Here is a 23,800-nt window from a genome sequence, read left to right on the forward strand (position 1 = left end):
TCTGCCTCAGGTAGTTGTTTGAAACGGCACAAACCCGGTCACTTCCAGATCAAACCCGGACACCGCTTTGTAGGGCACCGGCGAGCTCATCAAGCGCATTTTGCGAACGTTTTGATCGCGCAGGATCTGTGCGCCGACGCCCAGGGTCCGTTGCGGAAACTGTGGCGCCCGTGGTTTGCCGCCGCTGCGTTGACGCAGTTGTTCAAGCACACCGTCGGCCGTTTCCTTCTGCGCCAGCAGCACCAGCACACCGCATTCAGCCGCGGCGATGGCCGCCAGCGACCGCTCCAGTGTCCATTGCTGCGGCCCGCCTTCGCCCTCACAACCCAATGCGTCGCGCAGCGTCTCGATGCTTTGCACTCGCACCAGAACCGGCTGAGCACTGTCCACCCGGCCTTTGACCAGTGCCAGATGCAGCAACCCCTGGTAGGTGTCCTGGTAAGTGGTCACCTGAAACACGCCGTGCCGGGTATGCAGCGGATACTCATCACCACGCTCGATCGTGCCTTCATGCAGGATGCGGTAGTGAATCAAATCAGCAATGCTGCCAATGCGCAGGCCATGACGACGGGCAAACTCGTGAAGTTCGGCACCACGGGCCAGCTCACCCTCCTCGTTGAGAATGCCCACCAGCGTCGCAGCCGGTTGCAGGCCAGCGAGTCGGGTAAGGTCGCAAGCGGCTTCGACATGCCCGGCGCGCTGCATCACGCCACCGGGCAAGGCCTGCACCGGAAAGACATGCCCGGGCTGAACCAGGTCCGCAGGCACGCTGGCCGGATCGACCGCGACCTGGATCGAGCGCGCCCGATCCGCTGCGGAAATGCCGGTGGACACCCCGGTGGCCGCCTCGATCGAGCGGGTAAAACCCACACCGTGTTGCGCCCGTGAATGGGGCACCATCAGGTCCAGGCCCAAGGCGCGACAGCGTTGTTCGGTCAAGGCCAGGCAAATCAACCCGCGCGCCTGGACCGCCATGAACGTGACCGCTTCGGCGCCTGACTGTTCGGCAGCCATCAGCAACGAGCCTTCGCCGTTGTGTTCGTCGTCAGTGATCACCACCATTTGCCCGGCGGCAATGGCCTCGATCAACTGTGGCACCGCATCGAATGCCAGGTTCGCCGCGCCGTTCAATTGAGTGCCCCGCGCAAGTCTGCCGCGGCATCGGACAACGCCCATGCGGCTCGCTCGACGAACGGCGCCAGGCTGATAAAGCCATGAACCATGCCTTCACAACGTTGCAGGCGCACCGAAACGCCGGCCTGAAGCAGGCGTCGGGCGAATGCCTCGCCCTCGTCACGCAACGGGTCAAACTCGGCCGTGAGCAGCGTGGTGGGCGGCAACTGCGCCAGCCTGTCGCCACGCAAGGGTGAAGCCAGGGGATCATCACCCAGCCCGGCATCGGGCAAGTACTGCTGCCAGAACCAGTACATCATCGCGCTGGAGAGGAGATAGCCTTCGGCAAAATCCTCGTAGCTCTGACTGTCGCAACGCGCATCGGTGACCGGGTAGAACAGACACTGGTAACTGATTTTCGGCCCTTGACGTTGCGCCGCCAATTGGCTGACCGCAAGCGCCAGATTGCCCCCGGCACTGTCCCCGGCCAGCGCCAGCCGGCGGCCATCGACGCCGAGCGCGGCGGCCTGCTCGACCAGCCAGCAGGTGGCGGCGTAACAATCCTGCGGCGCCGCCGGAAATGGATGTTCCGGCGCCAGTCGATAGGCGACGCAAACCACCACCGCTTCGGTCTGGCGTGCCAGGGAACGACAAAGGTTGTCATGGGTGTCGAGGTTACCCATGACAAAACCGCCGCCGTGGAAGAACACCAGCAGCGGCAGATTGTCTTGCTCAAGCGGCCGATAAAGCCGCGCATCCAGCTGCCCCGCCGCGCCGGCGACCTTCAGGTCACGCACCTCGATCATCGGGTCACCGGGGATCGCGGGCAGCAGGTTGTCGCTGAACTGCCGGTATTGCGCGGCGTCGAGCTGGCTGAAATCGGGCGGCGGGAGGTCGCGAAACGGCTGGAGCACCGCAGCAATCTGCTTATCGAGCGGCATGGTCATCTTCCTCGACATCGGTCATGTGAAACTGTGGGTTGGTTTCTTCCAGAATGCTGTGTACCCGACGCTCCAGCGCCGGTTTGAAGCCCTTATGAGGCAAGATCCAGAAGCGTTTTTGCGCGACGGCAGCGAACACCTGCGTCGCCAGTTCTGCCGGCGTCATGCCTTGACGAATCGTACTGTCGAGCAATTGGCTGAAGGACGAACCGGCCATGTCCACAGTCTGATTCGACGCCATGATTTCACTGGCGACCGGTCCCGGGCACAGCACCGAAACCGATACCGGCGCGCCGAGCATGGCCAGTTCGTAATGCAGGGTTTCCGAGAGGGCCACCACGGCTTGTTTGGTCACGTTGTACGGCGCCATCAACGGACTGCTGACCAGCCCGGCGAGGGATGCGGTGTTGATCACATGGGCCGCCCGCCCTTGACGCAACAACAGCGGCACGAAACTGCGAATGCCGTTGATAACGCCGCCCAGATTGACGTCGAGCATGCGTTGCCATTGCGCGTCGGTGATTTCCCAGCTGTAGCCGGTTTGCATCACCCCGGCGTTGTTGAACAGCAGATCCACCGCGCCAAAGTGTTCGATCGTGCAATCACGCAGGCGCTCGACCTGAGCCAGATCGCCGACATCGGTCACGCAGGTGATGACCTGCGCCCCGCTTTCCCGCAACTGATCGCCCAGGGCTTGCAGGCCCGCCGCATCCCGATCCGCCAGCACCAGACGCATGCCCAGCGTTACCGCATGTTCGGCCAGGCCACGACCGATACCGCTGGCAGCCCCGGTAATCACCGCCACCGGCCCTGATTCATTACTCATCGCCAACTCCTGCACTGGGTCCAATGGCGCCAGTAGAGCCGGCCGGCCCGATGCAGCCATCGTCCATTCAGACGATGCCCGCTTTTACAGGGCCGGCAGAATCCGTTACGTGCGCCGAACCCGTGACCCTTGGGAGAACAATAAGATGAGTACCCTGCACCGCATCGAAGCCAAACTGCTGGAAGACCGCTACGCCCGCGGCTGGCATTGCCTGGGCCTGGCCGCCCGATACCGTGACGGCAAGGCCCATCGCCTGGAGGTATTCGGGACCCGGTTGGTGGTCTTTCAAGGCGAAGACGGCGAGCTGCATATCCTCGACGGCTATTGCCCGCACATGGGCGCCGACCTGAGCACCGGCTGTGTCGAAGGCAACTCGATCCGCTGCCCGTTCCACGCCTGGCGCTGGGGTGCCGATGGTGTCTGTGATGACATTCCTTATGCCAAGCGCATTCCTCCACGGGCCAGGATCAAGAGCTGGCCGCTCATGGAAGAAAACCATCTTCTGTTTGTCTGGAATGACCCGGAGGGCAACCTTCCGCTTCCCGAACAGCGCATCCCGCGCATCGACGCCTGCTTCAGTGACGACTGGGCGGCGTGGGAAGTCGCCGAACTGCAGATCGGCACCAATTGCCGCGAATTGATCGACAACATCGCCGACATGGCGCACTTCGGCACTGTCCACGGCGCCCCGGTCGAGGAATTCAGCAACGTGTTCGAAGGCCACCTGGCGACCCAGATCATGAGCGCCCGCAGCGAGCGTTTGTCGGGCGACAGCGAGTTGAGCACCGTGGCCACCTACTACGGCCCGGCCTATCAGATCACCGAAATGACCGGCGCCATGAACGGCCAGCCGATCCACTCGATCCTGCTCAATTGCCACGTACCGATCGACCTCGACAGCTTCACCCTGCGCTACGGCGTGCTGGTAAAGAAAATCCCGGGGCTGAGCGAAGAACAGAATCAGGCGATGGCCAAGGCCTACGTGCAGCAGGCCCAGGAAGCTTTCTACGAAGACGTGGCGATCTGGCACAGCAAGACCCGCGTCGACAACCCGCTTTTGTGTGACGGCGACGGCCCGGTCTATCAGTTGCGTCGCTGGTATGAGCAGTTCTACACCGACGTCGCGGCGCTGTCGGCGGACGTGCTGGAACACAAGAAATTTGTCGTGCGCGCTCGCGAACGCGCCTGAATACGCAGCCTTTCGCGTTCCAGGGGCCTGGTCGGCAGCCGCCTGTCAGGCCCTGCGCCCGAGCGTTGCAAGGAGTCGATATCGACGCTTATTCTCGGCCACCGCCAACGCTAATAATAAAAACGGTTTTTCCCTATGCAGCAGGACCTCAGCCTCGATACGTTCAGTGAATTACTCGGCAACCTCTATCAGGGGCCACTGGAAACCATTCCCTGGGCAACCTTTCTCAACCAGCTCAACGTGCACCTGCAAAGCAAGTACGTGACCTTCATCCTGCGTCCGCCCAGCGCGCATGTGGACGGCCTGATGGTCAACACCACCGGCACCTCGACCGAGGCGACGGCGTCTTACAACAAGCACTTTTTCAGCCTCGACCCGTTTGTCGACCTGCCTAACCGCCAGGTGGTGACCCTCGCCGAGTTCGTGTCCAACGACGATTGGCAGCACTCGGAGTTCTACAAGAATTTCCTAGAACCGGTGGACGTGTTCCACATCCTCGGTGCCGACATCAACACCGTTGACGGTGCCCAGTGCCGGATCCGCATCAGCCGCGGGCGCGACGACAAGCCCTTCGGCGGCGAAGAGAAAGCGTTGCTCACGCATTTCATCCCGCACCTGGAACGCTCGATCAAAATCCACATGCAGCTCAACCGCATCGAAGCCGAACGCAACCTGTACGCCGGTGCGGTGAACCAGATGGCCGTGGGCACGATCATCCTCGATGAAGCCGGAAAAGTGCTGCAGACCAACCCGGTTGCCGATCGGCTGATCCAGGAAAAGGACGGGATCAAACTGGTCAACGACGGCCTGCAAGTAGGGACGGCCCGCGATACCCAGGAGTTCCGGCGCCTGGTCAAGCAGTCGCTGCTGTCGCAAAAGAGCAGCAACCCGTCGGTGGTCGAAGCGCTGCGTGTGCAGCGACCGTCCGGCCGCGCGGACCTGGGAATTATCGTGCGTTCGGTGCCGCTGACCGACTGGAGCGAAGGCAAACAGTGCCCGACCGTGGTGATTTTCATCAGCGACCCGGAACAACAGTCCACCGCGCCCCAGGAAATCGTTCGCGCGCTGTTCGACTTCACCCCGGCGGAAACCCAGCTGGCGATGTTATTGGCCAACGGCCTGACCCTCGACGAAGCCTCGGAAGAACTGGGAATCAGCCGCAACACCTCGCGGGCGCACTTGCGCTCCACGTTCTCCAAGACCGGCGTGACCCGCCAGACAATGCTGGTGCGCTTGATTCTGCGCAGCGTGGCGACCCTCGGTTAGGGCCGGTTTTCGCCCTCGTCCGCTCGGACGATGGCGGCCCTCCCGGTACGGCGCACAGTGGCTCCATCCCAACCAGGGGGCCTGACCCATGCGCAACTGTCCAACCATCCTCAAGACTGAACTGCTGGCGCAAAGCGACCACTTTCAGATCGAAGCCCTGCACCTGCAATTCAGCAATGGCCAGCAGCGGATTTACGAACGCCTGCGCGGCACCGGTTACCGCTCGGTCATGCTGGTGGCGATGCCTGATCCGGAGCATGTGTTGCTGGTGCGCGAATACGCGGTCGGTGTGGAAAAAACCATCCTCGGCCTGCCCAAGGGCGGCGCGGAGCCCGACGAAGATTATGTGCAAGCGGCCCAACGGGAACTTTGCGAGGAAGTCGGGCTGCGTGCGGCACGCCTGACCGAACTGGGTGAACTGACATTGGCGCCGGGGCATTTGTGTCACCGCTACCGGGTGGTCCTGGCTGAGGGATTGAGCCCCCGCCAACTGACCGGCGACGAACCCGAACCCCTGGAATGCGTTCGCGTGCCCCTGGCACACATTCCCGAGCTCGTAGCCCGCGGCGAACTCCACGAAGCCCGGGCGATTGCCGCACTGTTCATGGCCATGGGCGCCATCGCCCGACGCCCTTGACCTCGGGCTCTGACCCGACGCAAAACCCGGGAACATCCAGTTCCCCCTGTGGCAGGCTTGCCCGCGACGAGTCGGGCACATCCAACTCCACATCGCCTGCTATGCCACCATCGCGAGCAAGCTCGCTTCTACAGTGGATCGGGTGCACCTGCGGGTGATGGGTCGGCTGTCAGGCCGCCATCGCTGCGATGCGACGCCCCGACAAGCCAATTCCTACAAGGAATCGGGGAGCAAGGCAGGCTGCCTCAAAGATCATCAAACCGAATCAAGCAGCTCATGCTCAGCCCGACCATCACCGCAGCAAATGACCCGGTTACGCCCCGTCGTCTTGGCCTCGTACAACGCCCGGTCAGCATCGCTGAGCCATAAGGTCGCGTCACTGTGAGCGGGATTGAACGCAGCCAGGCCGATGCTCAGGCTGACGGTCAGCGCCGGATTCTGCTCATAGCCCAACGTGGCAAAGCGATCACGCAGCGCTTCCATGACCGCCGCGGCATTGATCAAGGGCAGATCCGGAAGAATCACGCAAAACTCATCACCGCCATAACGCCCGGCAACATCGGTGGCCCGCAGGTTCTGCTTGAGCATCTTGCTCAGTTGCCGTAACACGATGTCACCGGCGACGTGACCGTAAGTGTCATTGATGATTTTGAAATGGTCGATGTCGATCAGCGCAATCGCCCCGCCCTGATGCTGGCGCTGGCAGCGCTGAAACTCGACTTCCAGTTGATCCTTCCAGGCGCCATGGTTGAGCAGACCGGTCAGGCTGTCGGTTCGGCTCAGGGCCAGCAATTCACGTTTCTGCCGTCCGAGGGTATGGGCCTGGCGAAAGCAGATCCAGCCCAGCGCCAGCGGATAAAAACACATCAAGGGCAAGCAGGCGTAAAGCTGAATCTGGCTGGTTTCAGGAATGAACAGCGGTTTGAAAATCAGCCATCCGATACCGATCCCGAGGATCTGCGTAACGCTGCCCGCCAACAGAAAGCGCAAGCCGCCGATCGCCACGTTGTTCATGGCCATCATGGAAATGGTGGTCGCGCTGGGCAGCGGATTGAACTGCATGGCCGCCACCCAGAAGCCACCCAGAAAGGCGTCAACCAGCAGGTTACGGTGTTCGGCGTGATAGGGAGCCTGGGACCGGCGCGCCCATTGATAGGCCAGGTGCGGCCAGATCAGGCCGTTGAACAACATCAGTGCCCAGACCCAGGGTGCCGGGTTCAGGGGGTACATCGCCACACTCACGCATAACAGCCCCAGCACCAGGCCAAGCATGCGCGACGTGTAGAGCCTCCTGGCCAGTGAAAGCCCTTTCACTCCCATCTTTCCCATTGGGACCTCTCCACAGAGCGGTACCTGATGCTTCCAGGGTTGCGCGTATGCCTCGAAGTCTAACAGGGCAACGTTAAATAGCCATCACCGGTGGGCGGGCTGAATACCGTGGCATAGCCGCCAGGCGTACGCTCAATGTTTGGCTATACATGAAGACAGGCTTGACGCAAAAACGATAAAGAGGAGGCCCATGCAGACCTTTCAGGTGTTGATCATTGGTAGCGGCTTTGGCGGTCAATGTGCAGCGGTCAATTTGCTCAAGGCCGGCATCACCGACTTTCGCCTGCTCGAGCGACGGGACTTTTTCGGCGGCACCTGGTGCCAGAACACCTATCCGGGCGCCGCGGTCGACGTGCCCTCGCCGCTTTACTCGCTGTCCTTCGCGCCCTACCGCTGGACGCAGATGTTCGCCGAACAGGCCGAACTGCACCGCTACACCCGCTATGTCGTGGAGCACTTCGGCCTGCGCGACCGGGTTGAACTGCAAGCCAATGTCGAACGCGTCGAATGGGACGACGAAAACAAACGCTGGGCGGTCCACACGGCCGCCAAGGGCACCTTCTACGCGCAGTTCCTGATCAATGCCACCGGGCCGCTGAGCCAGCCTGTGGTCCCGCACTTCGAAGGCCAGGAACGCTTTCAGGGCAAGACTTTTCACACCAACAACTGGGATCACACCTACGACTACCGACAAAAACGCGTGGCCATTGTCGGCAGCGGCGCCAGTGCGGCCCAGGTGATTCCGGCAATGGCCCCGGATGTCGCGCACCTGCATGTATTCCAGCGCACGCCGCACTGGGTATTGCCCCGGGCTGACCGCTCGTTTGGCCGCTTCCAGCGCTGGTTGCTCGGGCTGAAACCGGCCTACAAACTGCTGCGCTGGCTGATTTACTGGCAATTCGAAACCCGGGTGATTGCCTTCAAATACTCCAAACCGGCGATACGCATGGTCCAGCACCAGGCCTTGCGCTTCATCAAGCGCCAGGTGCCGGACGCCGAACTTCGGCGAAAACTGACGCCGGACTACACCATCGGCTGCAAACGGGTGATCCTGTCGAGCACGCTGTACCCAGCACTGGGTCGCAGCAATGTGACGCTGCACAGCCGTGAACAAGGCATTGCCGCCCTCGACGAAACCGGCATCGTCATGCAGGACGGCCAGCACATCGACCTGGACCTGATTGTCTGGTCCACCGGCTACGACGCTACCGACGGAGTGATCTCCTACCCGGTCACCGGCAAGCACGGCACTCGCCTGAAAGATGTCTGGGCCCGGTTCCCGCGCGCGTACCTCGGCACCAGCCTGCCGGACTTTCCCAACCTGTTTATCGTCACCGGCCCAAACACCGGCATCGGCCATACGTCGGCGCTGTTTATCATCGAATCGCAGATGAATTACATCCTCGACTGCATTCGTACCCTCAAATCACGAGGTTTGCGCAGCATCGAAGTTCGCCCCGAGGCAGAACGTACCTACACTGAAATGATCCATAGAGAAATGGAACGCACCGTGTGGAAGTCAGGAGGCTGCCACAGTTGGTATCAAAGCAAGAGCGGTCATGTGATTGCCATGTTTCCGGGGTTCAGTTTCAGCTTCCATCGCCTGACCCGAGCCCTGAAACCCGCCGATCACATTTTGTCCTGAACCGTTAGAAGGAAGACACCTGATGCTTTTACTGGTTGTCGCTATCGCGGTCTTTGCCGCCTGGAGCTGGTTGAGCTATCCGGCCATCGGCTATTGGCTTTATGACTTGAGCGTGGCCACCGAGGCCAAGCTGTACAAGTTGCACAAGATCGTCGTGCCCATATCCGAAATGACCGTCTCGACCTGGCAAGGCGGCCCTTATGAGGCGTCCAGCAACGTCTTGATGCTGCACGGCTTCAGTGCCGACAAGAATCTCTGGCTGCGCTTTGCCCGGCATTTTGTCGGCAGCTACCGGGTGATCATTCCCGACATCGCCGGCCATGGCGAAACCGGCTTCAAGGAAGGCGGCGGCTATGACATCCCGCTGCAGGCCAAGCGCATGATCCAGCTGCTCGATGTCTGTGGGGTCGACAAGGTCCATGTGATCGGCAACTCGATGGGCGGCTACATTGCGGCATGGTTGGCGGCCACCTATCCGGACCGCATTGCCTCGGTCGCCCTGTTCGACCCGGCGGGCGTCACCGCCCCCGAACCCAGTGACCTGGAACGGCACTTGGCCAAGGGCCACAACCCGTTCCTGATCAACTCCCGGGAAGAATTCAAATACTTCTATGGCATGACCATGGCCGCTCCACCCTGGGTGCCGCGGGTGGTGCTGGACGCCATGGCCCATCGCTACGAACAGGCACGCGACGAACTGGAAGAAATCTTCCGCGACTTTCGCGCCAGCCCACCGATGGAGCCCAAGCTTCCAGCCATTCAAGCACCCGCGCTGTTGCTGTGGGGACGCAAGGATCGCTTGATCGATGTCAGCAGCGTGGCCATCTGGAGCAAAGGCCTGGCCAATCTGCGGGTGGAAGTCTGGGAAGGCATCGGCCATATGCCGATGGTCGAAGCGCCCTCCGGTTCGGCGCGCCTGTATCGGGAGTTTTTGGCATCCCTGCGCTCGGAAAGCCCTCAGGATCAACGACTGCACTGAGGATGCAGTCCTTTGCAGAATGAAGTTCGTCAGAAACTTCGTTTGTCGGCGACGCTGAAGGCTGCGATCTTTTGCTCAACGTCACCGCGCCAGGAATTGTGTTCATGAATCACCCGAACTTCGTCAGCCCCGACCTGATCCGCCAACGCTTCTCCAAAGCGATGTCCGACATGTACCGCGAAGAGGTGCCGCTGTACGGCGCGCTGATGGAACTGGTGGAGCAGACCAACCGTCATGTGCTGGACAGCGATCCACAAGTGGCCCGGCAGTTGCAAAGCACCGGCGAAATCGAGCGCCTGGACCTGGAGCGCCACGGCGCGATCCGTGTCGGGACGGCGGCAGAACTGGCGACCCTCGCCCGTCTGTTCGCGGTCATGGGCATGCAACCGGTGGGTTATTACGACCTGACGCCGGCCGGGGTGCCAGTGCATTCCACCGCGTTTCGTGCCGTGCATGAAGAGGCGCTGCAAGTCAGCCCGTTCCGGGTATTCACTTCGCTGTTGCGCCTGGAGTTGATCGAAGATCCGCAGCTGCGGGCATTCGCCCAATCGACGCTCGACAAACGCTCGATCTTCACCCCCACCGCCCTCGCCCTTATCGATCAAGCCGAAAGCCAGGGCGGCCTCACCGAACCGCAAGCCCGGGACTTCGTCGAACAGGCGCTGGAAACCTTCCGCTGGCACCACAGCGCCACCGTCACTGCCGAGCAGTACCGTCAGCTCAGCGCCCAGCATCGCCTGATTGCCGATGTGGTGGCCTTCAAGGGCCCGCACATCAATCACCTGACACCGCGCACCCTCGACATCGATATCGTCCAGGCGCAAATGCCGGCGCATGGCATCACCCCCAAAGCCGTGATCGAAGGCCCGCCCCGCCGTCAGTGCCCGATCCTGTTGCGCCAAACCAGTTTCAAGGCACTCGACGAGCCGATCGCGTTCACTGACCAGGCCGAGGCCCGGGGCAGCCACAGCGCCCGTTTCGGTGAAATCGAACAACGCGGCGCGGCCCTCACGCCCAAAGGACGGGCGCTGTACGACCGCTTGCTCAATGCGGCGCGCGATGAGCTCAAGGATTTCCCCAACGAAGCCAACGCCGCTCGCTACAACGCGCTGATGGTGCAGCATTTCAGTGAGTTTCCCGACACGTACGAAGGCATGCGCCAACAGGACCTGGCGTACTTTCGCTATTTCGTGACGGAAAAAGGCCTGGCCGCGAAGGGGCTGAACACCTTGACGCTGGAAGATCTGGTCAGCGGTGGCTATCTGCAGGTTGAACCCTTGGTGTACGAAGATTTCCTACCGGTCAGTGCGGCGGGGATATTTCAGTCAAACCTGGGTGATGCGGCGCAAACCCACTACGGGGTGCATTCCAACCAGCAAGCGTTCGAGCAGGCCCTGGGCCGTCCGACGATTGATGAGCTGGGGTTGTACGCCGAGACGCAGCGGCGCTCGATCGAGCAGTGTTTCGCCGTGTTGAGCACTCTCTAACACACGGGACTGTGGGAGCCTGGCTTGCCAGCGATAGCGATTTCGCCTGCGCCATCACTGGCAAGCCGTGCTCCGACAAAAGCAGTATCTACTTCAATTTTGCCAACAAGGCTTCGGCAGCCGCTTGCGAAGACGTCGGATTCTGCCCGGTCAGCAACAGACCATCGGTCAGCACATAGCTGGCCCAGTCAGGTCCCTTTGAATAAATCCCGCCCTTGGCCTTGAGTTCGTCCTCCACCAGAAACGGCACGACGTGGGTCAGTTGCACCGCTTCTTCTTCGCTGTTGGTAAACCCCGTCACCTTCTTGCCTTTGACCAGTGGCTGGCCATCGGCGCCTTTGGCATGGCGCAAGACACCCGGTGCATGACACACAGCCGCGACCGGTTTGCCTGCCTTGTAAAAGGCTTCGATCAACGCGATTGAATGCTTGTCTTCGGCCAGGTCCCACAACGGCCCATGGCCGCCGGGGTAGAAGATGGCGTCGTAATCGTCGGCCTTCACCGAACTGAGGACGACTGTCGATGCCAACGCCGATTGTGCTGCGGCGTCCTTGCGAAAGCGTTCGGTGGCTTCGGTTTGCGCATCGGGCTCATCGCTCTTCGGGTCCAGCGGTGGCTGCCCGCCCTTGGGCGAAGCCAGGGTCAACTGAGCCCCCGCGTCCTTGAAGGCGAAATACGGGGCGGCGAATTCTTCCAGCCAGAACCCGGTTTTCTTGCCGGTGTTACCCAATTGATCGTGGGACGTTAAAACCATCAGGATTTTCATGTCGTCTTCACTCCATCTCGGGACTGCAGTGGTGGCTTTAGCCATGGTGCGCACAACGTGGCGCAGGGTCCTGCCGTATGACCTTCGCGCGGCACTGATCGTTCGACTTGCCGGCCCTCTAGCATAGTGCGCGACAAGCGAATTCGCCTGTCCATGGCCGAACTCAAAGTAAGGGACCGTGTTGATCGGTATCCGGGGGTGAACGCCTGCACTTTGTACATTTTGCAGAGCTGCATTTCAGTGCCCCCAACATGATGGGGGCTGACGGAATATCCGAACTTCAACTTTCGATGAGTGACGTTCATCCCTCATGGGAAAGTCTGCGCAGGCGACATCAATATCGATCCGCGCGGCTGATCGACTTGGATTCTTTTGAGGAGGTGAAAAACAGGCTGGAATGACTGGAGAAAGTTGTTCGCCCAGTGCAATGGCCTCGGCAATCCTTGCACTGGTAAAGAGCCTCGGCACTGGGCGAACGAGAAGCATTTTAATTGATGTCGTTGAGAAAAACCGCGTTTACAACATGAAATTTGCAGTTACACCTGTTACTGACATATCAACGGATAGTTGATTCGAACAAAAAAACCAAACTCACCAGTTCGTCCATTAACAACTGATTGTTCTTGTACAAACGCTTATACAAGAACAATCGCCCTGTAAAACCAACTATCCATCTATTTCAGAGTGGTCACTTTTAATAGATCGGTATAAGTCACCACCACACTCTGGCCTTTTTTCAGGTCCTTGAGCTTGGCCTGAACTTCAGGCCGTTGCACATCGACCGTTTTCGACTGGCCGGCCGGGTTTTTGAAGGTGACGCGATGGTGCTTGAGATCGATATCAGTGATCTGCAACTCCACCTTCACCTGCCGGTAGGCTTCTCCACCTGGCTTGGCCGAGCCCGGTGCATTGCGCGTCTCTCCGGTGTATTCGGTAGTGCCCGGCAGGCCTTTATCGACGCTGGTGTCCAGAGAGACCGCGACCGAGTGCAGAACATCAACCTTGACCTTGTCACCGACCTTCAGCTTGTCCAGGTTCTTGGCCTTTTCAGTGAGTTGCAACGACACCTGATGACCTTCAGGGCCTTCCAGCACCACCTGACGGTTGGGCACGTCGACCGACACGACTTTGGTGGTGACATGATCGGAAATCACGGACTCCGCCAACGGAATGTCCGCAGCGAAAGCGCAGAAGCTGGCCGTCGACAACACAGCCGCCAGGCTGATCGCCTGGGTCAATGTGGAGAGCTTGCGAGTGTGACGTTTCATAGCGGTACTTTCCCTGTGAAGAATGGCAGCGAAAGGCGCTCAACCTCGATCAAGCGCCGACCGTGCCGATGAGCATAGACGCTGATCAGGGACTGCTGGCGGTTTCTTGCGACATCGATTCGCTGCTGGCGCTTCCATTGCCCCGGCCCTGGTGCCGGGGTGGGGCCGCAGGGCGCAGGGTTTCACGGAATTGTCCTCAGGTTTCGGGATCGTCGACTTCCCGGGCCACGTTCACGGCCGGGGAGTCCTTATGGGATTGCTCAGCCCTGGCCTTGAGGTCCTGCCATTGTTCCAGGTCAATGGCGCCCTGCCCCAACAGGTCGTCGGCCAGGCGCTGCAGTTCCATGTAGTGGGCATCGGGGGATTGTTGCCAGTAGCCCTCGTCTTCGAACAGGCGCTGCCACGTTTCAAGGTCGGGCGGTGTCAGGTCTTCGCGCATGGCAGGCTCCTGTGAAAGGGCTTATTGACTTGGGAGGATAGCGCGCTGTCGAGAGTTCCCCCTCAATAGCCCAATGCTGTTCAGTCAAGGACGAACACTGCATCTGTGGCGAGCGAGCTTGCTCGCGTTGGGGCGCAAAGCGCCCCCAAAAAAGGGACTGCTGCGCAGTCCAGCGGGAGCAAGCTCCCTCGCCACAGGTTATTGATTGCTCGCTCTATCTCTTATCTGAGCAGCATCGCCCTCAATAGCCGGTCATTTCCAGATAGCCCTGCCCGCCATGGCTGCCGCTCAGGCGTACCGGCCCTTCCCAATACGGAATGCGCAAATCCATCCAGGCGCCGGGATTGAGTGCGCTGATGACGATGTCGAGGTGTTTGCCGGGGATCTGGATCGACCAGCTGACCGGCATCTTGCGCCCGGCCACCCTGGCGGTGTCCTGGGGAGCAAGGCGGATGTCGTCGGCCTTCAACAACTGCGCCTGCCCCTGGGCGTCGATCCACGTACCGGTCAGGTAAGGGGCGCCGTCCTTTTGCCGCATGCGATAGAGCATCACCTGTTCGCCGCTGTCCAGGTGCAGGGAAAACCAGTCCCACCCCGTCTGGTTGGCGGTCAGGGGCTGGCTGCTCCATTCACGGTCCAGCCACGCGGGACCGCTGACCTGATGCGTCTCGCCGTCGATTTCCAGGGTGCCGCTGGCCTGGAAAAACGGCTGGCTGTAGTAGTACGACGCCTGGCCCTGTTCGGACTTCTGACTGAAACCCTGGTCGCCTTGAAGCACCAGGGGCCGATTGGAGGTCAGGTGCAATTGATAGCTGAACCCCTTGTCGCGGGCGCTGAGTTGCAGATCGGCCAGCGGGTCGGCCACCGTTGCCTGACTGCTGAAACGCCAGTCGTCGATCCACGCATCGAATGGCGTCAGGTTCACTCCGGCCTGGCCCACACCGCCACGGGCGTAACGCTCGGCGGCGTGATGTACCCCCGCCGAGGTCACCGCCGCGTGACCGAGCCACAAGGTCCGATTAGCCCAGCCAGACAGCTCGGGCGTGGCTTGCAAGGCGCTGCGAAACAGCGTCCATTGCACGCCGAACTCACGGCCCTGCGCGTCCTTGAGGTTGGCGGTGACGTACCACCACTCGATGCGAAAGCCATCGTGCGGGCCATGATCTGCCGGAAAACTGAACACGCGACCCGGCACCACCGGGGTGAATGCGGCCGCTTGATTGCCGAGCCCGGCAAAGCCTTTGTCCACCGGCGCCGATTGATCACAACCGGCGAGCAAGGCGGCAATTATCAATACACCCAGCCTAATCCTCATGGGCAAAGGTCCTCAGCAGGTCCGCCGGTTGCGTGCGATACAGCGAATACAGCGGCCATGCCGAGGCCAGCAAGGTCGCCAGCACCGCCAGCCCCATCAGTTGCAGCAATTGCAGCGGGAACACCCGCAATGGCAGGCGCCAACCGAAGGCCTGGACGTTGATCACCGTGTCCAGGCACCACGCCAGGGCAATGCCCAGCGGCAACGCCAGCACCAGCGTCAGCAATGCCAGCAACCAGGTTTGCCCGAGGTTGAGCAGCATCAGTTGCCGGCGCGTCACGCCCAGCGCCCACAGCGGCGCCAGTTGCCCGAGGCGACTTTGGCTTTGGGTCAGCAGACTGATGAACAGCGCCACGCCCGCTACGCACAGGGTCAGGCTGTTGAGCGCGGCGGTGGCGGCGAAGGTGCGTTCGAAGACTTGCGTGGACCAGCCCTTGAGCCGGGCCTGATCGACGATGCGGCTGTCATCCAGGGCGAAACGCGCTTGCAGCGCCGTGACGAACGGCGTGATCAATGCCGGCTCGATGCGCAGGTTGAAACGGTTCGGCGTCAATTGCGGCCAGCCGCGCAGCAAGTGATTGACGTTGACCAGCACATGCCCCTTCGGATTGCCATAGTCGGCGTAGATCCCGACGATACGCGGCGACCAGTCGCCATTGGGCGTGGGAATCGTCAGGTGATCGCCCAGTTGCACTTTCAAGCGTCGTGCCAGTTGTTCGCTGAGCATCATCGCGTCGTCCCTGGCCAGGCGATCCCAGGGTTTGTCGCCCAAGGCTTCGAGCAGTGGCCAATGCTCGCGGTAAGTCGGGTGATCGATCACGCCAAAGACATCCACCGGCCAGCCTTGCAACTGGATTGCGACTTGCCAGTTCGGCAACACCGCCGTGAGCTGCGGCTGTTGCTTGAGCCAGGCGTGCAGTTCCCGGGCCTGGGCCGGGTTTTGCGGATTGAGGTACAGCTCGGCGGTCAGCCGTTGCTCGAGCCAGTCGCTAAAGGTCTGGCGAAAACCGGCGGTCATGCTGCCGGCACCGATGTTTGCCGCCAGCGCCAGGAGCAACGCCATCAGCGCCAGACTCAGCGCGGGCAATTGCTGCCGGCAATCGGCCAGGAACCATTGGCCGAGCACGGATCGACTGCCTCTGAGCAAACCATTGAGCAAGGTATTGAGCAGCACCGGCAACGCCAGCGCGGCCCCCAGCAACAGCGTGGCCATCAGTACAAAACCGCTGGCCAGGCTGTCACCGCGCAGCAAGGCCAGCCATGCGATAGCCAAGGCCAGGGTCGCCACCCACCCCTGGCGTCGCAGCCAGCGCGCATGGGCCTGATGCCAGGCCTGCGGATCGGCCAGCGCCAGCAATGGCAAGCGTGCCGCCCGCCACAAACTGTTGGCTCCGGCAAGCAAGGCGCCCAGCAGGCTCAGACCGATCCCACTGAGCCACCACAGCGGACTGAGGCTCAGTTGCCCCGCCACTTCCGCGCCATACAACCCGCGCAGGCTGGCGGCGACGTCCGGGAGCAATACGCCGGCCAGCCAATAGCCGCTGACCACGCCGGCCACCCCGCCCATCAGCGCCAGCACACCCAGTTCGACGGCCAGGCAGGTGATCAGCATCCGTGCACTGACCCCGCAGGCGCGCAGGGTTCTGAGCAAACCTCGACGTTGTTCCAGCGCCAGGCCTATGGCGGCATGCACAATGAACAGGCCGACCACGAATGACAAAAAACCCAAGGCGTCGAGGTTCAGGTGAAAGCTTTCGGTCAGGCGCGCCAGATTGTTTTCTTCGCCCGCGGTCTTGAGCTGAAGTTGCCCCTTGAGCGCATCCGGTAATGTCGCGGTGAAGCCCTTGGGCAGCAGCAGACGCGACAACTGATCCGGCAATCCGAGAATCGCCTGGGCGAAACCGATGTCCACCAGCAACACCCCAGGGGCCATGTCGCTTTGCGCGTGCAAGGGCGGCAGCATCTGACCATTTGCCGCGAGGGGGCGCGCCCCTTCGCTCAACCCCAGGAACTGCATTGTCTGCGGCGCAATCCAGGTGCTGCCGGGCGCCGTGAAAAACCCGACCACCTGCTCGATGGCCAGGGCCTGCCCGGCCACCGCCGCACCGGCCGGCAATGACACCGGCTCGATGCCCATCAGTTGCAAGCGTTGGTCCTCATGACCCTGAAGCATCAGCCGGCCCTGTAACACCGGCGACACCGGCCAACCCGCGCGGCGCAGGTCGACAAACAACTGCTGTGAGAAGGTCCCGCCCCCCGGCGCACTGAGACTGGCCTGAGGCTCACCGCCGATCAACTGGCTGGCGCGGGCGTAGCTGTCCCGCGCCTGGCTGTTGAGCGCCTGCACGCCAGTCAGCAGACTGGTGGCCAGCCACAACCCGGTCAGCACACTGAAAAACTGCACCGGATGCAGCCGCCAATGGCTGAGCAACGCGCGCAGGGTCTCGCCAAAAATGCCCATCTCAGCGCTCGCCCACACCGGCCAGACGTCCGCCGTGCAGCACCACTTTGTCGGCCAGCCGCGCCGCAACATGGGGGCTGTGGGTGACCATCAGCAGGGTCGTCGGACTGTCATCGAGCAGTTCCAGCAACAGCTGGAGCACGTCATCGCTGGTGGCTTCATCGAGGCTGCCGGTGGGTTCGTCGGCCAACAGCAACGGCGGCCGCGACGCCAGGGCACGCCCCAACGCCACCCGTTGCTGCTGCCCTCCGGACAACTGCTCCGGATAGCGCCGCAGCAACTCGCTCAACCCCAGGCGCTGCACCAGATGCGCCTGCCAACGCCGATCATGCCGCCCCGCCAGCCGCGCCTGGAATGCCAGATTGTCCTCCACCCGCAGGCTGCCGATCAGGTTGAACTGCTGGAACACCAAACCGATCTCGGTGCGCCGCCAGTTCGCCAGTTGGCTTTCGTTCATCTGCTCCAGGCGATGCTCGCCCTGGCGGATGCTGCCGCGATCCACCTTGTCCAGACCGGCGATCAAGTGCAGCAAGGTGCTCTTGCCACTGCCCGACTCGCCCATCAACGCCAGGCTGCTGCCGGGTTTCAGCGTCAAGTCGACCCCTTGCAACACCGGCAATGGCCCTTGGGGCGTGGCGTAGCTTTTGAAGACACCGCGGACTTCAAGCATGGAAGAACCTGTTGGAGGAGCGTGGGCCAAGAATAGCGGGACTCAATGTTTTTTGTCGGCTACCGAACGACCTTCGAGCCGTGTTCAAAAGACGGTAGCGCCTGCCGCGAATTCAAAGACTCACGACCGTTTATCGATTTGCCCAAAGCCTTCCCGGCCCTTCCTGCCTGTTGCAGATCCAGCAGCGGCAAGCGCTTGATGGCAATTGGCCGCAAAAGCGGGAGATGTTGATCTGACATTTGGCTGTCATGGATGCGGGAGTCTGGTCTATACCCCTTGGATTGATTTCTGAGCCCTTGCATCCACCTACCCCCCATGGAGGACGAACATGCCTCGCCAAGTCATCGTCAACGCTGACGATTTCGGCCTCAGTGCCTGCGACAACGCGGTGATCCTGGGCGCCTTCCAGGCCGGGGTCATCAGTTCCGCCACCGCCATGGCCAATATGCCGGCCTTCGAAGCGGCGTGTTCACTGGCCCGGCATCCGTTGCTGGAAGGACGCGTGGGCCTGCACTTCAACCTCACCTCCGGCCGCCCGTTGAGCCGGCGCATTCTGACGCGCCGGACCTTCTGCGACAGCGCCGGCCTGTTCGACCTCAACCTGTCCCGCGCCCGTCTGTGGCTCGGCCATCAGGATCGCCGCGCCGTACACGAAGAACTCGAAGCGCAGTGGCAACGCTGCCTGGACCATGGTGTCAGGCCCAGCCATCTGGACTCCCATCAGAACGTGCACACCATCTGGCCGATCGGCGAAATCGTCGCGCGTTTCGCCGCCGACCAAGGCGTTCCCCTGCGCCTGGCGCGTAACCTGGGACACACGCAAAGCCTGCCCAAACGCATGTTCAAGCACTTGCTCAATCACCGCTTGAGCCGCCTGGCCGGCGCCACCGCCGACTACGTGGGCACCCCGCAGGACCTGCGCAACGCCCCACCACCGGACGACGGTCTACTGGAAATCGTCGCCCACCCCAGTCAACTGGGTGCCGACTTTGGCGATGCTTGTCTGGAGCAGGGCGAGTCGTTGAGTGAACTGCTGGAGCAGCACCTGCCAGGGGTGCCGAGGGTGGCCTATGGCGTGGCTGGGGAAGGTTGATCGGGGCGAAAACTTCTGAGGCCTCACTCGCGATGGCGTCAGTCAGCGCAACACCTACTCAGCACTTCACCGCCACCAAGGTAAAACACAACGGCAACTGCGCCGCTTGCTTCTGGTAGCGATCATAGAGCTCCTCGCGGTTGGAATGCGGGTACTCCTTGAAGTGGCTGATCTGCAATCCGGCGGAGATGGCCCCGGTGAAGATGGCGCCCAGGGTATGGACGAACCAGTAGGACGCGGCGGCCGGTTGCTCGACTTTGCCTTCGTAGACGATCGGTTGGTTCTGGACAAAAGGCTCGGCGCGAAAGTAGGAGCTGGCCAGTCCGAAAGGCTCGGCGGCCTCGGGGTCGAACATTTCCAGGAACGGGTGGGTTTCGTACACCACCAGCGCGCCGCCCGGCTTCAGCGTCTGCGCCACGTGGCGGAAAAACTCGCCGATGTCCGGCATCCAGTTCAATACGCCGATGGTGATCAGCGCCAGGTCGAAGCGACCCTGCAACTGAAGCGGCAAGTGGTGAATGTCGGCCTCGATGAATTCCGGATCACGGGGTGAGCGAGAGGCCAGTTCCCGCGCCTGATCGAGAAACGCCGCCGACTGATCGACGCCGACCACATGCCTGGCCCCCAGGGCATACAGCGACAGGCTTTCACGACCATTGTTGCAGCCCAGTTGCACCACCTCCTTGCCGTCGACCCCGACCTGCGTGAGCAACCCGGTCAGGGTGTCGTCCAGGCAAGAGAAATCGCTGCGAGTCACCGCGCTCAACAGCACCTGCCATTCGGCGCTGTCCTTGTGGTGGCGGGCGGAGTCATTCCAGGCATCGCGGTTGCTGGCGATGGCTGTATCTTTTGTCGGCATTTCCATTGCACGCTCCAGAATCGGGTCTTGATTGACCGCGCCGATTCTAGTTCATGCCTGGCAATCACCCCATCCGGAGGTTGTAGTGATCTTGTAAGCCAGGCCACACCGACGCCTGGCCACGGGAACGCTATAGTTAATGGCCTTGGGGAAATGCGCGAAAACCGATTTCGCAGGTGTTGCCATGAACAAAACCGAACAGACACTGTTGCTTGCCCTGTGCCTGACTGCCGCCACGGGTGTACAGGCGGACGACAGCCTGATGCAAACCGATCAATCGAACACCGAGTTCCATTATTACGGGTCAGACCAACCCTTCGCCCATCCCTCGCCGCCTTCCATCAACACCGTGCCGCCAGGCTCATACATCCCGACGGCGCCCGCCGAATTCATCCCGATTTCAAGCGAGCATGTGTTCTCCGACTCCCGCCTGCCGACGGTAGCGGACACCACCGTTCGCGTGTTCATCCGCTCCTACGACCCGGAGCGCGGTGTCTACGTGAACCAGGAAGTCCTCGATCCCTCGTGCATGCAGTCCTGTCGCAGCGCACCGGACCCGGCCCTGTAAAGGGCCGCTCCCGCTTGAAGCGGCTCGTTACCACTGGCGTTTGTCCGGGCGAGCGAGGCCGAGCTTTTCGATCCGGTAGCGCAGCATGTCGCGGCTCAGGCCCAGCAGGCGTGCGGATTTGGTGACGTTCCAGTCGGTCTTGTCGAGCATCTTGCGCACCATGTCGCGCTCGACTTCCGGCAGGTTCATCGACTCGCTGCCGTTGTAGGAAGGACGCGGCTCGCTGGGGGGCATCTCGTGCTGGAACATCGGCGGCTCATCCACCAGGCTCAGGCAGACGTTGAGCTGATGGGCCGCGATGGTGTCGTGCTGCGCCAGCAATACGGTTTGCTCGAGCATATTGCGCAGCTCGCGCACGTTGCCGGGCCAGCTGTAGTTGAGCAGCAACTCTTCGGCCTGGTCGCTGAAGTGCAGGTTCGGCTTGCCGTAGCGTTTGCCGTGGGTGGCCAGGAAGTGCCGGGCCAGCAGCAGGATGTCTTCACCCCTGGCATACAGGCGCGGCACCTTGATCGAAATGATGCGCAACCGGAAGAACAGATCGCGGCGGAACTTGCCCTGCTGGACCATTTGTTCAAGGTTGCAGTTGGTGGCGCTGATCACCCGCAGATCGACTTTGCGCTCCTTGACCGAACCGACCCGGCGAATCGTCCGGTCCTCCAGCAGCTTCAGCAATTTGGCCTGCAGCAGCAGGTCCATTTCACCGATTTCGTCGAGAAACAGTGTGCCGCCATCGGCCGCTTCGACCAGACCGAGGCGACGGTCCTTGGCGTCGGTGAACGCGCCCTTCTCGTGACCGAACAGCTCCGACTCCACCAGGTTGGATGGAATCGAGGCGCAGTTGAACTCAATGAACGGCCCCTTGGCGCGCGGACCATCGAAATGCAGGGCGCGGGCCACCAGCTCCTTACCGGTACCGGTTTCGCCTTCCACCAACACCGGTGGCAGATCGGAGTTGGCCATGCGGCGTTCGGCGTCGAGCAACTGGTTGATGGTGCCCTTGAGGTAAAGCATCGGTGCCGATTCACCGATCAATGCCTGCACCCCGGATTTCTGGGCTTCGCGTTCCTGGTAGAACGACAGCGTGCGCTCCATCCGATCGGTGGCCAGGGCCTTGTCCAGCAACAGCTTGAGCTCTGGCAAGGCCACCGGTTTGGTCACGTAATGGAAGGCGCCTTCTTTCATCGCCACCACGGCATCTTCGACGTTGCCGTAGCCGGTCATCATGATCACTTTCAGGTCCGGTGCGCTGATGCGCAACTTCTGGATCAGGTCGTGACCACTCATGCCTGGCAAGGAGTTGTCGGTGAGCACGACGTCAGGAACGAAGGTCCCCAATTGCTCCAGTGCGTCTTCCGCCGAGTGACAGACTGTCACCTCGAAGTCCTTGCGCTCCAGGTAGGTCTGAATATTCTCGGCGAGGAGTTCATCATCCTCGACCAGCAATATGCTGTGTTCCATATTCCCCTCCCGTTGCCACTTTAAAGTTGAGACTGACGCGAGTTCCTTCCTGCTCCTGGCTGGTCAGTTCGACCGAACCTTCGAAACGCTCCATTATTCTTTTGACCAGGGCCAGGCCTACGCCCAACCCGCCTTGCTTGGTGGTGAAGAACGGCTTGAAGACCGAGTGCAGTTGTTGCCGGGTCATGCCCTTACCGGTGTCATTGATAATCAGGCTCACCTGCTCGGGCGTCGTCGATTCGATATCGACGCTCAACACGCCACCCTTGGGCATGGCCTCCAGGGCATTGGCGAACAGGCTATTGAGAATTTGCGTCAGCAGCACCTGTTGGCTGACGACCGGCGGAACACTCTTGGGCGTGAAGCGCACTTCGACGTTCGAACGTTTGATCAAGGGGTCGAAGGCGCTCAGGGCATCGTCGACGGCCAGCACCAGATCGACGTTTTCATCGTCGTCATTCACCGGGCGCAACGACACCAGCAATTCACGGACCCAGCGCGACATGCGATCGACCTGACTGATGATGTCGCCGATGTTCTTCTGTGCGGACTGGCTGGCGATCTCCTGGGCCAGTTCGGCGCTGGAGCGGATGTTCGCCAGCGGGTTGCGCAGGCTGTGGGCCACCGCCGAGGACATTTCCCCCAGGGCCACGAACGTCTCGTTGGCGATCAGTTGTTTCTGCTGGCTCTGCAGCAGCGTGGCCGCCCGCCGCACGATCCAGAACAGCCCCAGGTAGATGGCCGCGCCACCGAGCAGGGTCGCCAGCCAGATCGCCTTGAATCCGCGCTGGATACGCGCCACCAGGTCGGCCGGCTCCTTGTAGATTTCCACCATGGCAATCACTTTGCTTTTGTCGGCGTTGAACATCGGGATGTAGTTCTCGACGAACAAATACTCAGGCTCGCGCAACAGTTTTTGCTCGGGACGCTCTTCATCGATTTCGTGGTAGCTGGTGGACACCGTCTCTTTCATTTCGAAGGACTCGTCCAGCTCATCGTCGCCTTCGATGCGCATGCCGATCATCTCCGGGTTGGTCGACCAGACCACCGTGCGATCCAGCGCATACACCACCGCCAACAACGAGTCCGGCAGGTGCTCGACATGGTCGAGAAACTCTATGCGGGCAGCGGCACGGGAACCCGGATTGACATCGGGATAGGCGTTGTCCAGGCGCGGGTCGAGCATTTCGCCCATGGTCCTGGTCGTGGTTATTCCGGCATGGCGAATTTCCGCATCGCCAATGGCCTGGATGAATTGGGCGGTGAGCAGCGAGTCGCGCTCAATGCTCTCTTCCACCACGAAGCGCGTGGAAATGTAACCCAGCCCCAGGGCCACGGCGGCGATGATGAAAAAACTCGCCAGGGAAAACCAGCGCACCAGATTGAATGGCGGACGCCAGCCCTTGCCTTCTGCTGCCGGCGCATCCGGCGCAGGTATTTTTTGTTGTTCTGGTCTCTGCATGGAACCGTCCTGGAGACTTGAAACAAGCC

At 61.4% G+C, this 23,800-nt stretch carries 21 protein-coding genes; 8 read left to right on the forward strand and 13 right to left on the reverse strand.

Annotated features, from left to right (window positions below; all coding sequences use genetic code 11):
- Nucleotides 1–6 precede the first annotated feature (6 nt).
- The 3 genes from ACVWYU_RS28170 to ACVWYU_RS28180 are packed head-to-tail and all read right to left on the reverse strand — an operon-like array spanning nucleotide 7 to nucleotide 2,880.
- On the reverse strand, nucleotides 7–1,176 hold the full coding sequence (locus ACVWYU_RS28170; RefSeq protein WP_457374233.1) for a 3,4-dihydroxy-2-butanone-4-phosphate synthase: 1,170 nt from the start codon (nucleotides 1,174–1,176) through the stop codon (nucleotides 7–9).
- Nucleotides 1,128–2,054 carry an alpha/beta hydrolase gene (locus ACVWYU_RS28175; RefSeq protein WP_457374234.1) on the reverse strand — a complete coding sequence of 309 codons (927 nt, stop codon included), beginning with the start codon at nucleotides 2,052–2,054 and terminating at the stop codon, nucleotides 1,128–1,130. Before ACVWYU_RS28175 ends, ACVWYU_RS28170 begins: the two co-directional genes overlap by 49 nt.
- Nucleotides 2,041–2,880, reverse strand: a complete 840-nt coding sequence (locus tag ACVWYU_RS28180) for an SDR family NAD(P)-dependent oxidoreductase (protein WP_457374235.1) — start codon at nucleotides 2,878–2,880, stop codon at nucleotides 2,041–2,043. Before ACVWYU_RS28180 ends, ACVWYU_RS28175 begins: the two co-directional genes overlap by 14 nt.
- A gap of 145 nt (nucleotides 2,881–3,025) precedes the next feature.
- Here ACVWYU_RS28180 and ACVWYU_RS28185 point away from each other — a divergent pair, with 145 nt between their 5' ends.
- The 3 genes from ACVWYU_RS28185 to nudE all read left to right on the forward strand — a co-directional run bounded on the left by ACVWYU_RS28185 (nucleotide 3,026) and on the right by nudE (nucleotide 5,972).
- Entirely contained in the window at nucleotides 3,026–4,069 is a 1,044-nt protein-coding gene (locus ACVWYU_RS28185) for a Rieske 2Fe-2S domain-containing protein (RefSeq protein ID WP_457374236.1), read from the forward strand.
- A gap of 135 nt (nucleotides 4,070–4,204) precedes the next feature.
- Nucleotides 4,205–5,335: a helix-turn-helix transcriptional regulator gene (locus tag ACVWYU_RS28190; RefSeq protein WP_390956736.1), complete on the forward strand. Its 1,131-nt coding sequence runs from the start codon at nucleotides 4,205–4,207 to the stop codon at nucleotides 5,333–5,335.
- An 88-nt stretch (nucleotides 5,336–5,423) separates the two neighbouring features.
- Nucleotides 5,424–5,972, forward strand: a complete 549-nt coding sequence (gene nudE / locus ACVWYU_RS28195; protein ID WP_390956737.1) for an ADP compounds hydrolase NudE — start codon at nucleotides 5,424–5,426, stop codon at nucleotides 5,970–5,972.
- Nucleotides 5,973–6,227: 255 nt separating this feature from the next.
- On the opposite strand, the gene ACVWYU_RS28200 is transcribed toward nudE, so the two are convergent.
- Nucleotides 6,228–7,301 (reverse strand): diguanylate cyclase, encoded by a 1,074-nt coding sequence (locus ACVWYU_RS28200; protein WP_390956738.1) that lies wholly within the window; start codon nucleotides 7,299–7,301, stop codon nucleotides 6,228–6,230.
- Between the two features lie 190 nt (nucleotides 7,302–7,491).
- On the opposite strand from ACVWYU_RS28200, the gene ACVWYU_RS28205 reads away from it, so the two are divergent.
- The 3 genes from ACVWYU_RS28205 (at nucleotide 7,492) to hglS (ending at nucleotide 11,412) form a co-directional block, all read left to right on the forward strand.
- A complete protein-coding gene (locus tag ACVWYU_RS28205) occupies nucleotides 7,492–8,946 on the forward strand; it encodes a flavin-containing monooxygenase (protein ID WP_090319348.1) in 1,455 nt (484 codons plus the stop codon).
- Between the two features lie 22 nt (nucleotides 8,947–8,968).
- Nucleotides 8,969–9,925: an alpha/beta fold hydrolase gene (locus ACVWYU_RS28210; RefSeq protein ID WP_090319346.1), complete on the forward strand. Its 957-nt coding sequence runs from the start codon at nucleotides 8,969–8,971 to the stop codon at nucleotides 9,923–9,925.
- Between the two features lie 104 nt (nucleotides 9,926–10,029).
- Nucleotides 10,030–11,412, forward strand: coding sequence for a 2-oxoadipate dioxygenase/decarboxylase HglS (gene hglS, locus ACVWYU_RS28215; protein WP_457374237.1), 1,383 nt, complete (start codon nucleotides 10,030–10,032; stop codon nucleotides 11,410–11,412).
- Between the two features lie 88 nt (nucleotides 11,413–11,500).
- Here the strand turns inward: hglS and ACVWYU_RS28220 are convergent, their stop codons facing one another.
- From ACVWYU_RS28220 to ACVWYU_RS28245, 6 genes are all read right to left on the reverse strand, one after another.
- Nucleotides 11,501–12,178, reverse strand: a complete 678-nt coding sequence (locus ACVWYU_RS28220) for a type 1 glutamine amidotransferase domain-containing protein (protein ID WP_457374238.1) — start codon at nucleotides 12,176–12,178, stop codon at nucleotides 11,501–11,503.
- A 674-nt stretch (nucleotides 12,179–12,852) separates the two neighbouring features.
- Nucleotides 12,853–13,446, reverse strand: coding sequence for a hypothetical protein (locus tag ACVWYU_RS28225; protein ID WP_247254296.1), 594 nt, complete (start codon nucleotides 13,444–13,446; stop codon nucleotides 12,853–12,855).
- A 196-nt stretch (nucleotides 13,447–13,642) separates the two neighbouring features.
- Nucleotides 13,643–13,885 carry a hypothetical protein gene (locus tag ACVWYU_RS28230; protein WP_247254295.1) on the reverse strand — a complete coding sequence of 81 codons (243 nt, stop codon included), beginning with the start codon at nucleotides 13,883–13,885 and terminating at the stop codon, nucleotides 13,643–13,645.
- Nucleotides 13,886–14,126: 241 nt separating this feature from the next.
- Complete coding sequence (locus ACVWYU_RS28235) at nucleotides 14,127–15,200, reverse strand: lipocalin-like domain-containing protein (protein WP_457374239.1); 1,074 nt, start codon at nucleotides 15,198–15,200, stop codon at nucleotides 14,127–14,129.
- Entirely contained in the window at nucleotides 15,190–17,661 is a 2,472-nt protein-coding gene (locus ACVWYU_RS28240) for an FtsX-like permease family protein (protein WP_457374240.1), read from the reverse strand. The genes ACVWYU_RS28235 and ACVWYU_RS28240 overlap by 11 nt, the downstream gene beginning before the upstream one ends.
- Before the next feature lies 1 nt (nucleotide 17,662).
- Entirely contained in the window at nucleotides 17,663–18,331 is a 669-nt protein-coding gene (locus tag ACVWYU_RS28245; RefSeq protein WP_390956743.1) for an ABC transporter ATP-binding protein, read from the reverse strand.
- Between the two features lie 328 nt (nucleotides 18,332–18,659).
- On the opposite strand from ACVWYU_RS28245, the gene ACVWYU_RS28250 reads away from it, so the two are divergent.
- Nucleotides 18,660–19,424 (forward strand): ChbG/HpnK family deacetylase, encoded by a 765-nt coding sequence (locus ACVWYU_RS28250; RefSeq protein WP_457374241.1) that lies wholly within the window; start codon nucleotides 18,660–18,662, stop codon nucleotides 19,422–19,424.
- Between the two features lie 58 nt (nucleotides 19,425–19,482).
- On the opposite strand, the gene ACVWYU_RS28255 is transcribed toward ACVWYU_RS28250, so the two are convergent.
- Nucleotides 19,483–20,289, reverse strand: coding sequence for a class I SAM-dependent methyltransferase (locus tag ACVWYU_RS28255; RefSeq protein ID WP_457374242.1), 807 nt, complete (start codon nucleotides 20,287–20,289; stop codon nucleotides 19,483–19,485).
- Nucleotides 20,290–20,467: 178 nt separating this feature from the next.
- On the opposite strand from ACVWYU_RS28255, the gene ACVWYU_RS28260 reads away from it, so the two are divergent.
- Nucleotides 20,468–20,851, forward strand: a complete 384-nt coding sequence (locus ACVWYU_RS28260; protein ID WP_090327253.1) for a hypothetical protein — start codon at nucleotides 20,468–20,470, stop codon at nucleotides 20,849–20,851.
- 27 nt (nucleotides 20,852–20,878) lie between these two features.
- Here ACVWYU_RS28260 and ACVWYU_RS28265 read toward each other — a convergent pair whose 3' ends face one another.
- A complete protein-coding gene (locus tag ACVWYU_RS28265) occupies nucleotides 20,879–22,309 on the reverse strand; it encodes a sigma-54-dependent transcriptional regulator (RefSeq protein ID WP_090319306.1) in 1,431 nt (476 codons plus the stop codon).
- Nucleotides 22,278–23,771, reverse strand: coding sequence for a sensor histidine kinase (locus tag ACVWYU_RS28270; RefSeq protein ID WP_457374243.1), 1,494 nt, complete (start codon nucleotides 23,769–23,771; stop codon nucleotides 22,278–22,280). Before ACVWYU_RS28270 ends, ACVWYU_RS28265 begins: the two co-directional genes overlap by 32 nt.
- Nucleotides 23,772–23,800: the final 29 nt, after the last annotated feature.

The sequence above is a fragment of the Pseudomonas sp. TE12234 genome (assembly GCF_054061835.1).